This window comes from Geobacillus zalihae NBRC 101842 (genome assembly GCF_001544135.1).
Lineage (GTDB): Bacteria > Bacillota > Bacilli > Bacillales > Anoxybacillaceae > Geobacillus > Geobacillus zalihae.
Window position 1 is genome coordinate 1 of sequence record NZ_BCPV01000088.1, and the last position, 10,586, is coordinate 10,586.

At 51.2% G+C, this 10,586-nt stretch carries 11 protein-coding genes; 9 read left to right on the plus strand and 2 right to left on the minus strand.

All coding sequences use genetic code 11. The annotated features are described in order from the left end of the window. The 5 genes from GZ1_RS16550 to oppF form a co-directional block, all read left to right on the plus strand. The coding region (locus GZ1_RS16550) for a peptide ABC transporter substrate-binding protein (RefSeq protein WP_167346371.1) at positions 1-800 on the plus strand (800 nt) is incomplete at its 5' end. A gap of 141 nt (positions 801-941) precedes the next feature. Beyond that, positions 942-1,871 (plus strand): oligopeptide ABC transporter permease, encoded by a 930-nt coding sequence (opp3b, locus tag GZ1_RS16555; protein ID WP_014195171.1) that lies wholly within the window; start codon positions 942-944, stop codon positions 1,869-1,871. Then, on the plus strand, positions 1,868-2,890 hold the full coding sequence (gene opp3C, locus GZ1_RS16560) for an oligopeptide ABC transporter permease (protein WP_044743398.1): 1,023 nt from the start codon (positions 1,868-1,870) through the stop codon (positions 2,888-2,890). Before opp3b ends, opp3C begins: the two co-directional genes overlap by 4 nt. A gap of 21 nt (positions 2,891-2,911) precedes the next feature. After that, complete coding sequence (locus tag GZ1_RS16565; protein WP_060788912.1) at positions 2,912-3,973, plus strand: ABC transporter ATP-binding protein; 1,062 nt, start codon at positions 2,912-2,914, stop codon at positions 3,971-3,973. Beyond that, positions 3,966-4,901, plus strand: coding sequence for an ABC transporter ATP-binding protein (gene oppF, locus GZ1_RS16570; RefSeq protein WP_015374156.1), 936 nt, complete (start codon positions 3,966-3,968; stop codon positions 4,899-4,901). The genes GZ1_RS16565 and oppF overlap by 8 nt, the downstream gene beginning before the upstream one ends. Positions 4,902-4,989: 88 nt before the next feature. Here the strand turns inward: oppF and GZ1_RS16575 are convergent, their stop codons facing one another. Next, entirely contained in the window at positions 4,990-5,172 is a 183-nt protein-coding gene (locus GZ1_RS16575) for a hypothetical protein (protein WP_011230317.1), read from the minus strand. 302 nt (positions 5,173-5,474) lie between these two features. Here GZ1_RS16575 and spxA point away from each other — a divergent pair, with 302 nt between their 5' ends. After that, on the plus strand, positions 5,475-5,873 hold the full coding sequence (gene spxA, locus GZ1_RS16580) for a transcriptional regulator SpxA (RefSeq protein WP_011230318.1): 399 nt from the start codon (positions 5,475-5,477) through the stop codon (positions 5,871-5,873). Between the two features lie 50 nt (positions 5,874-5,923). On the opposite strand, the gene GZ1_RS16585 is transcribed toward spxA, so the two are convergent. Next, a complete protein-coding gene (locus tag GZ1_RS16585; protein ID WP_020753709.1) occupies positions 5,924-6,583 on the minus strand; it encodes a TerC family protein in 660 nt (219 codons plus the stop codon). Positions 6,584-6,793: 210 nt separating this feature from the next. On the opposite strand from GZ1_RS16585, the gene mecA reads away from it, so the two are divergent. From mecA to GZ1_RS16600, 3 genes are all read left to right on the plus strand, one after another. After that, positions 6,794-7,474, plus strand: coding sequence for an adaptor protein MecA (mecA, locus tag GZ1_RS16590; RefSeq protein ID WP_020753707.1), 681 nt, complete (start codon positions 6,794-6,796; stop codon positions 7,472-7,474). Between the two features lie 96 nt (positions 7,475-7,570). After that, positions 7,571-9,079: a cardiolipin synthase gene (gene cls / locus GZ1_RS16595; protein ID WP_011230321.1), complete on the plus strand. Its 1,509-nt coding sequence runs from the start codon at positions 7,571-7,573 to the stop codon at positions 9,077-9,079. Between the two features lie 187 nt (positions 9,080-9,266). Continuing rightward, the coding region (locus tag GZ1_RS16600) for a competence protein CoiA (RefSeq protein WP_060788913.1) at positions 9,267-10,586 on the plus strand (1,320 nt) is incomplete at its 3' end.

Sequence of the window (10,586 nt, forward strand, 5' to 3'; positions counted from 1 at the left end):
ATAAATATAAAAACGACAAAAATTTCCACACGTATCTTGAACCATCGATTTTCTGGCTGCGCATGAACACGAAGAAAGAACCGTTGAACAACGTCAACGCTCGCAAAGCGATCGCGATGGCTATCGATAAAGAGGCGATGGTGAACACGTTGTTCAACAACGGCTCGGTTGTGGCCAACTATGCGGTTCCGAAAGACTTCGTCACCGGTCCGGACGGCAAAGACTTCCGTGACGCTAACGGCGATTTAGTGTCGTACAATGTGGACGAAGCGAAAAAATTGTGGGAGCAAGCGAAAAAAGAGCTTGGCAAAGATAAATTCACTATTGAATTGTTAAACTATGACGACGACGTCGCGAAGAAAGTCGGCGAATACTTAAAAGAACAGCTTGAAAAGAACTTGCCTGGCCTTACGGTCAACATTAAACAACAGCCGTTCAAACAAAAACTTGAGCTAGAAAGCAATATGCAGTATGAACTATCCTTCTCTGGCTGGGGTCCGGACTATCAAGACCCGATGACGTTCCTTGATCTGTGGACGACAAATAACCCGCACAACCAAACGGGCTGGTCGAATGCTGAATATGACAAGCTGATTAAAGATGCGAAAACGACGCTGCTTGGCGACTTGCAAGCCCGTTGGGACGCAATGTTGAAAGCAGAAAAAATCCTCTTTGAAGAAATGCCAATTGCTCCGCTGTATCAACGCGGCCGTGCGTATTTGCAACGTGAATACGTAAAAGACATTGTTATTCATTCATTTGGTGGAGATTATAGCTATAAATGGGCGTATATCGAGTAACCGTTCTCTAGGAGGTGCGGAGGAGAGTATATGCAAGGGCATATACTCTCCTTTTGCCTGCCAAGGCGAAAAATGTCGAAAAAACTTGAAGATTGAAATACCATTGGTATTAAACAGGAAATAAACAGAGGAGGTGCAGCCATGGCGCGGTATACGATTCAGCGGCTCGTATATATGGTGATTACGCTGTTTATTATTGCGACCGTGACGTTCTTTTTGATGAAGCTGTTGCCCGGTTCGCCGCTGCAAAACCAAGAAAAATTGACCCCAGAGCAGCGAGCCATCATTTTGAAAGAATATGGGCTCGACAAACCAGTGCCTGTCCAATACGTTCAATATTTAGGCAACTTGTTAAAAGGAGATTTGGGTGTTTCGTTCCAGTATGACAACCGGCCGGTAACAGAGTTGATCGGCGACCGGATCGGCCCGTCGGCCCAGCTTGGGTTCCAGGCGATCGTCTTGGGCACGCTCGTCGGTTTAGTGCTCGGCATTTTGGCGGCTATTCGCCATAACAGTTGGGGAGATTATACAGCCACGGTCATTGCAGTCATCGGGATTTCCGTTCCGTCGTTCGTGTTGGCCGGATTTCTGCAGTATTTCATCGGTGTTAAACTGCAATGGCTGCCGGTCGCGTTTTGGGAAGGGTTTAAGTATACGATTATGCCGACGTTGGCGCTGTCTGTCGGCGTCATTGCCAACACCGCCCGCTTTATGCGTACGGAAATGCTTGAGGTGCTGTCATCCGATTATATTTTAACAGCCCGCGCGAAAGGGATTAGCAATGCGGGGGTCATCATCAAGCATGCGATCCGCAACTCGCTCATTCCAGTTATCACAATTCTCGGACCGATGGCGGTCAACTTAATGACGGGAACGCTCGTCATCGAGAAAATTTTTGCCGTTCCCGGTCTCGGCGAGCAGTTTGTCCGTTCGATCGAGCTGAACGACTACCCTGTCATTATGGGCACTACGTTGTTTTATTCGGCGTTATTGATTTTTGTCATTTTTATCGTTGATATTCTCTATGGGATTGTCGACCCACGCATCCGGTTAGCGGGAGGGAAAAAATGATGGCGAAACAACAATACGAACAACTGTCACCGGAATGGTTTCAGCCCGCCCCGCCGAACGTTGGTGAGCAGGAAAAAATCAATCGTCCAAGCTTGACGTTTTGGCAGGATGCTTGGCTTCGCCTTCGGGAAAACAAGGCAGCGATCGTCGGGCTCGTGATGATTATCATCTTGGCGCTCATGGCGATCATCGCCCCGATGGCGAGCGACCGGACGTATAAAGATCAAAACTTGCGGCATGCGAAACTTCCGCCGAAAATCCCGGTGCTTGAACATATTCATTGGCTTCCGTTTGACGGCCGGGATGCGAACGGCGTTGATGTGTATAAACAGCGCGGCGTGAAAGAGTACTATTGGTTTGGCACGGATGACTTAGGACGCGACTTGTGGGTGAGGACGTGGTATGGCACGCGTATCTCCCTTTACATTGGTTTGCTGGCGGCGTTGATCGACTTATTGATCGGCATTGCGTACGGCGGCATTTCCGGCTACTATGGCGGCCGCGTCGACAATGTGATGCAGCGGATCATCGAAATTTTAAACGGCATCCCGTATTTAATTATGGTCATTTTGTTCATTTTGATTTTTGAGCCTGGAATCATTTCCATCACGCTGGCGATGGTCATTACCGGTTGGACGACGATGGCGCGGATCGTGCGCGGGCAAGTGTTGAAATTAAAGAACATGGAATACGTGCTGGCGGCAAGGACGCTCGGAGCGCCGACATCACGGCTTATTTTCAAACATTTGATCCCGAACGTCATCGGCCCAATCATCATTACGACGATGTTCACAATTCCATCGGCCATCTTCACGGAGGCGTTTTTAAGCTTTATCGGCCTTGGCATCCGTCCGCCGGAAGCGTCGCTTGGCTCGCTTGTCAATGACGGGTATAAATCGATTCAAACGTATCCGCATTTGATGATTATTCCAGCGGTTGTGATCAGCTTGCTCATTTTAAGCTTCAACTTGGTGGCAGACGGAATTCGCGATGCGCTCGACCCGAAAATGCGCAAATAGCCGACGGAAGGGGTGAAACCGATGGAGAAAATTTTGCAGGTGAACGATTTGCATATTTCCTTTGACATCCACGCCGGTGAAGTGCAGGCGGTTCGCGGCGTCACGTTCGACTTGTATAAGGGAGAAACGCTGGCGATCGTCGGCGAGTCGGGGTCTGGGAAATCCGTGACATCCAAGGCGTTGATGCGCCTGTTGCCGACGCCGCCGAGCCGAATCAAGCAAGGGGAAATTTTATTTGAAGGAAAAGACTTGACCAAGCTGTCGGAGAAAGACATGCAATCGATCCGCGGGGCGAAAATTTCGATGATTTTCCAAGATCCGATGACGTCGCTCAACCCGACGATGACGATCGGAAAGCAAATTATGGAAGCGATTTTAAAGCATCAAAAGCTGTCGAAAGAGGAAGCGCGCAAACGGGCGATTGAACTATTGCAGCTGGTCGGCATTAAAAACGCCGAGCTGCGCATGAAGCAATACCCGCACCAATTTTCCGGCGGAATGCGCCAGCGTGTTGTCATCGCCATCGCCTTGGCGTGCAATCCGAAAATTTTGATCGCCGATGAACCGACGACCGCGCTGGATGTGACGATTCAGGCGCAAATTTTGGAGCTCATGAAAGACATTCAGAAAAAGCTCGGCATGTCGATTATTTTCATCACCCATGATTTAGGGGTTGTCGCCAACATGGCCGATCGAGTGGCGGTGATGTATGCCGGGAAAATCGTGGAGATCGGCACGGTGGATGAAATTTTTTACAATCCGAAACATCCGTACACGTGGGGATTGCTCGCCTCGATGCCGAGCCTTGATCATAAAGATACGGAGCTGTATTCGATCCCGGGCTCGCCGCCGGATTTGTTAAATCCGCCAAAAGGCGATGCGTTTGCGCCGCGCAATCCGTATGCGCTCAAAATCGACTATGAGCTCGAGCCGCCGATGTTCCAAGTGTCTGATACGCACTATGCGGCGACATGGCTGTTGCATGAGATGGCGCCGAAAGTGGAACCGCCGGCGATCGTGCGCGAGCGGATGAAACGGTTTGCTGACATCGTCGCCCGGAAAGGAGGGAAGCCGCGTGGCTAAGCAAAAGCTGCTTGAAGTGAAAAACTTAAAACAATACTTCCCGGCCGGCCGCGGCGAGGTCGTCAAAGCGGTCGACGGCGTCACGTTTGACATTTATAAAGGGGAAACGTTCGGCCTTGTCGGCGAGTCGGGCTGCGGCAAGTCGACAACGGGGCGGACGATCATTCGGCTGTATGAGGCGACAGACGGAGAAGTACTGTTTAACGGCGTTAACGTACACGGCAAAAAATCAAAAAAAGAGCTGAAAGAGTTAAACCGAAAAATGCAAATGATTTTCCAAGATCCGTATGCGTCGCTCAATCCGCGGATGACGGTCGCCGACATTATCGCTGAGGGCATTGACATCCACGGATTGGCGAAAACGAAAGAGGAGCGGATGCAGCGCGTCTATGAGCTGCTTGAGACGGTCGGGTTGAACCGCGAGCATGCCAGCCGCTACCCGCATGAGTTTTCGGGCGGGCAACGCCAGCGGATCGGCATCGCCCGGGCGTTGGCGGTCGAACCGGAATTCATCATCGCCGATGAGCCGATTTCGGCGCTTGACGTTTCCATTCAGGCGCAAGTCGTCAACTTGCTGAAGCGGCTGCAGCGTGAAAAAGGATTGACGTACTTGTTTATTGCCCATGACTTGTCGATGGTCAAATACATCAGCGACCGGATCGGCGTCATGTATTTCGGGAAAATGGTCGAGCTTGCCGACGCGGAAGAGCTGTACCGCAATCCGATCCACCCATACACGAAGGCGCTCTTGTCGGCCATTCCGCTTCCTGATCCGGAAACGGAGCGGACGCGCAAGCGGATCGTTTACGATCCGGCGCAACATGGCTACAAAGATGGAGAGGAACTTGAATTCCGTGAAATTACGCCTGGCCATTTTGTGCTTTGTTCGGAGGAAGAGTATAAGCGGTATCGGGCGATGTATGCCTAGCCAAATCGAAAAAAGCGCCGCTCCTTCATCACCGCATGATGCGAACGGTGAAAGAGGCGGCGCCCACCTATGCGCCTGTCTTGGCGCGTTATTTTTTTCCTCCGACGACTTTCCATCCTTGTTGGATGCGGCGAGAGGCCTCGACATGCTTTCCACTTTTGTTTCGGCCGAACATCCGCTCTCCGATCGTGTTGCTGATGTTCCCCATCAATGCGGTGAGGACGACGATCAATGCCGAAGCAATGGCAAAGTCGATGAAATAGCCGGCCATCGGTTCTTCCTCCCTTTTCCTTTTCTACTTTGATTGTAGAGGATTTGCCTTCACTTTGGAAGAGGAAAGAAAGAAAATTGCATTTATCATCGAAAAACTATATCTTTCTTGGCCGATGTATTGTATAATATATCATGTTAAAGTCATTTCAATTTGCAAACGATTGGCAAAGCGGCTGATCGCCAGACTGGCGTTCAGGCCGTGTCGCTATGCTGTCAGACGTCAAACCGGCATAGCGGTGCACGTCTGTCGTCTGACGGACGAGGGAAGCAAGGGATTCCTTGTCAAAAGGAGTGATCGAAGTGGTCAAGCTATACACATCACCGAGCTGCACGTCATGCCGGAAGGCGAAGGCGTGGCTCGAGAAGCACAATATTCCTTATGTCGAGCGCAATATTTTCTCTGAGCCGCTCACGGTCGAGGAGATTAAAGAGATTTTGCGGATGACGGAAACGGGGACGGATGAGATCATTTCCACCCGTTCGAAAGTATTCCAAAAGCTGAACATTAACTTGGAAGCTCTGCCGCTGCAAGACTTGTACGAACTCATTCAAAAAAACCCAGGCATTTTGCGCCGGCCGATCATCATTGATGAAAAGCGGCTTCAAGTCGGCTACAACGAAGATGAAATCCGCCGCTTTCTGCCGCGCAAAGTGCGGGCGTATCAGCTTCGTGAAGCGCAGCGGCTGGTGAACGGGTAATAAAAAAACTTCTACATGGTCTGCCATGTAGAAGTTTTTTATCATTTGCTTTATGCGGCGCGCGACCGGCGGTGGGCCGCCAAGCCGAGCAAAACGGCAAGAACGGCCGCCGCCATTGGAAACAGCGCCTCCCCATTCGGGGGGTAAAACGGGCGCAACCGCTCTTCGGCAGCGATCATCTTTCCAGCGGTGTACGCCAAGAGGGCGCCGCCGGCATAAATGAGAATCGGGAACCGTTCCATGGCATAAAGGATGATTTTGCTGCCTAAAATGATGATAGGAACGGAACAGAGAAAACCGAACACAACAAGTCCGATATGGCCTTGAGCCGCTCCAGCGATGGCGATGACGTTGTCAAGACCCATGGCGACATCGGCGGCGACGATCGTCTGGATGGCTTTCCAAAGCGACGGTTCGGCTTTGATCATAGTCGGTTTTTCGTCTTTTTGCCCGATCAGTTTCAAGGCGATCCAAAAGAGGACGATGCCTCCAGCGAGCTGCAAGAACGGAATCGTCAACAGCCAAACGACGGCCACCGTCAAGACAATGCGAACAGCGATCGCCAGCGCGGTGCCGACAATGATGGCCACATTCCGCTTTTGTTCCGGCAAGTTGCGGCTTGCTAGCGCAATGACAACCGCATTGTCCCCGCCAAGAATGACATCAATGCCGATAATCAGCAAGATGGAAACGATGTATTCATCCACCATAGGCGTCCCTCATTCCGTCCGTGTTCATCATCATTATAGTAGGGCATGGCCGGTTTCATAACCAATTTTTAAAAATGCGTTTTTTTATTTCCCTTCTTTCGCTTTTTATCATAAAATAAAAGTACAAGATCATAAGTTTTGATTTAAATAGTTTCAGGGGCACAATCCCTTCCTTTTTTATTTCTTTGTTTTAGAAGGGAGAGTTGAGAAATGGAAATCGAACGCATCAATGAACATACGGTGAAGTTCTACATTTCCTATGTTGATATAGAGGAGCGCGGCTTTGACCGCGAGGAAATTTGGTACAATCGGGAACGAAGCGAAGAATTATTTTGGGAAATGATGGATGAAGTTCATGGGGAAAGCGATTTTTCGCTCGATGGTCCGCTTTGGATCCAAGTGCAGGCGCTCGAAAAAGGGCTTGAAGTCGTCGTGACGAAAGCGCAGTTGTCCAAAGACGGAAGCAAGCTCGAGCTGCCGCTTCCAGAAGAGAAATGGCGCGAGTTTTCGCTGTCAGCTGATGAAAAGGTGGAATCGCTGTTCGGCCACCATTTCCACTTTGGTCAAAACGGGGACGCCGAGGAGAGAGAAGAGCAAGATGTCCTTCAATTCACCCTTTCGTTCCAAGATATCGAGGATGTCATTTCCTTGGCCCATCGCGCTGACTTCTCTCGATTGTCGAACCGCCTGTTCCAATTTGAAGGCCGCTATTACTTGTTCGTGGAGTTTGACGAGCGCTACACCGAGCAGGAAGTGGACAATATGCTCAGCCTTCTGTTGGAATACGGAAGCGATTCCCAGCTGACGATTTATCGACTTGAAGAATACGGGACTGAAATTATGGGCGACAATGCACTCGAAACGATCAAAACGTATTTTCCAGCCTCATAATGTTTCCATTCCGCCGATTTCGCCGCCAGAAATCGGCGTTTTCTACGTTAGCGGAAGAAAAACGGCCATCATGAAGAGCCGGGTGGAGGGGTTTTGTTGCGAAACACATCGAGAGTGGCGATTCTCGTCGTCATTGTCGGCGCGTTGCTGGCATTGACGAACGGGTTTTGGGAAGGGAAGCTGCTTGGTCTTTTCAGCGTATTGATGTCTTGTTCCGTCATCTTTATTGCGCTGGTCATTTCTCTTGAGAATCGAAAGCCGGCGCAGACGATCGCTTGGCTGGCGGTGCTGGGGAGCTTTCCGATTGTCGGCTTTTTGTTTTATTTATTGTTCGGACGCAACTATTGGCAACAACGGCGCTATAAAAAGAAAGCCGATTTTGATGAGGCGGTGCTGCTCAAGTTTCAAGAGCCGTCGCCGATTGCCGTCGAGCGGCTGCCGATGGCGCCCCATCAGCGTCCGCTTTTGCGCCTTGCTTATCGCATCGGCCAGCATCCGGTTTCACTCGCCTCGCAGACGGCAGTGTTGACGAACGGAGAGGAGACATTTTCTTCTATTTTTGCTGAACTGGAAAAAGCGGAACACCATATTCATTTAGAATATTATATCGTCCGTCATGATGAAATCGGCCAACAGTTGAAGCGCGTCTTGATGGAAAAGGCGCGCCAAGGGGTGCGCGTCCGTTTTTTGTACGACGCCGTTGGAAGTTGGAAGTTGTCAAACGCCTATATCGAGGAGCTGCGCGCGGCTGGAGTCGAGATGATCCCGTTTTCACCAGTGCGCCTCCCGTTTTTAAGCAACCAAATCAATTTCCGCAATCACCGAAAGATCATTGTCATCGATGGAGGCGTCGGCTTTGTCGGCGGGCTGAACATCGGAGATGAGTATTTAGGAAAAAACAAATATTTCGGATTTTGGCGCGATACGCACTTATTGATCCGCGGTGAAGCCGTCCGGACGCTCCAGCTCATTTTTTTGCAAGATTGGTATTACATGACGGGAGAACGCTTGTTGACGCCGGACTATTTGTCGCCGCCGCTCATCGTCGAGGAAGGGCAAGGCGGGGTGCAGCTCATTGCCGGCGGTCCGGACCAAAAGTGGGAAGTGATCAAACAGCTGTATTTTGCCATGATTACGTCGGCCAAACGGTCGATTTGGGTTGCCTCGCCGTACTTTGTGCCGGATGAAGACATTTTGACGGCGCTCAAAGTGGCGGCGTTAAGCGGCATCGATGTTCGCCTGCTGGCGCCAAAGCGTCCGGATAAAAAAATTGTCTTTTACGCTTCGCGCTCGTATTTTCCCGAGCTGCTCGAGGCTGGGGTGAAAATTTACGAGTATGAGAAAGGGTTTTTGCACAGCAAAGTCATCGTCGTCGATGGCGAGCTCGCCTCGATCGGCACGGCGAACATGGATATGCGCAGTTTCCATTTAAATTTTGAAGTGAACGCCTTTTTGTATTATACCGACAGCATTCATAAACTCGTCCGCGACTTTTTGGAAGATTTTCGCCACGCTTCCATGATCGACTACGAACAGTTTCAACAGCGCCCGTTCCGGGTGCGCATCGCGGAATCGGTCTCCCGGCTGTTGTCGCCTCTGTTGTAACCAACCGCTTGTAAACGCCAGTCCGCCGAATCGGCGGACTTTTTTCGGCGCAGTTTGGCTTTGGGCAGGAAAACCGGCGATGGTCAACGAATAAAAGGGAAGAACCGGACGGTGAAGGGGGCAGCAGAGAACAATTCCAGCTGTTCCCGCTCACAGACAACTATTTTTTACTGGAAAGGAAGTGATCATGTTGTTTGTCGCTCTCTCAGCTGATGGCAGGACGGTTTCGCTTGCCGGGGCGGAAAGATGGGAACGAGAGGGGCTGATGCGCCTGAAACGACAGGAACCGTTTTTTTGTCCCGCGTGCCGTCAAGAAGTGGTGCTCCGGTCGGGCCGCTACCGTTTGCCGCATTTCGCCCATCGAAAAGGGGCGGCCTGCCCGGTCGAGCACGAACCGGAGTCGGAGCGTCACTTAACTGGGAAGCGAGACTTGTTCGCGTGGCTCATTCGCCAAGGCATGGAGGCGAAGCTCGAGCCGTATTTGCCCGCCATCAAGCAGCGTCCTGACATATTGTTCCGCCATGGCCCACACCTTTATGCCCTCGAATACCAATGTTCCACGATCGATGAATCGCTGTTTCGCGAACGCAATGACGGCTACCGTCTCCTTGGCATCCGCCCGTTGTGGGTGTTAGGAGCCCATCATTTGCGGCGTTCGCCAAAATATTCGGGGGAAGTGCAGCTCTCCCGGTTTCAATGGTTGTTTGCCCATCGCGCTCCACATTCAGTCGTTCCACATATATGGTACTACAGTCCAGAGACGAAACGCTTCATCCGCCTTTTTCGCCCGTTGCCGCTATCGGTGCAGCGAACGTTCGCTGCGGTCGATTCGATTCCGCTTTCGTCGTTTTCGTTCCCCGATTGGATGGCCCCCTGCCCGCTGCCGCTTTCACCCACGTTTTGGGAACGATGGCTCGAACGAAAAAAACAATGGCGGCGGACGTTTCCGCTTTATCCGAACCAAACCGTGCGCCGCATTTGTGCTGATTTTTACCAGGCGGGCATCGTTCCGTCACTGTTTCCGACCGAAGCTGGCTGGCCAGTGCCGCGCGGGTATTTATGGGAGACGGCGCCGTTCATTTGGCAAACGTATGTCCTTTTGTTTCTTCTTGGAAAGACCGGACGGCCGGCAACGGCAGTATCTTTATTTCAGTGGCTCGACGACAAAATCCGCACCGGCCGCCTCGTTCCGCGCCGGCTGCCGCTTGTCGGCCGGGATACGTATCGTGAGGCCGTCGGCGAGTATTTGCATTGGTTGAGCCTGCTCGGCTATCTCCGCCGCGAAGAGGGCGACCAGCTTCATTTGGTGAAGCCGCTGTCGTTTCCGTCGACCGTCGATCAGATGATTCATCAAGATGCTGCGCTTCTTGAGCAAATTCATCAAACGCCAGCGCTTAGCCGCTATTGGGAGGCGCTTGAATTTCAAAACGCGGAGAAAATGAACAGAAAACAGGAAAAGATGAACGGAATGGTGAATAATAATTCGTGTATCGATTATTTGTATAAG

Coding starts and splice junctions, on each gene's coding strand:
- opp3b (WP_014195171.1), top strand. CDS start 942: ATGGCGCGGTATACGATTCAGCGGCTCGTATATATGGTGATTACGCTG.
- opp3C (WP_044743398.1), top strand. CDS start 1,868: ATGATGGCGAAACAACAATACGAACAACTGTCACCGGAATGGTTTCAG.
- GZ1_RS16565 (WP_060788912.1), top strand. CDS start 2,912: ATGGAGAAAATTTTGCAGGTGAACGATTTGCATATTTCCTTTGACATC.
- GZ1_RS16575 (WP_011230317.1), bottom strand. CDS start 5,172: ATGGCCGGCTATTTCATCGACTTTGCCATTGCTTCGGCATTGATCGTC.
- GZ1_RS16585 (WP_020753709.1), bottom strand. CDS start 6,583: ATGGTGGATGAATACATCGTTTCCATCTTGCTGATTATCGGCATTGAT.
- mecA (WP_020753707.1), top strand. CDS start 6,794: ATGGAAATCGAACGCATCAATGAACATACGGTGAAGTTCTACATTTCC.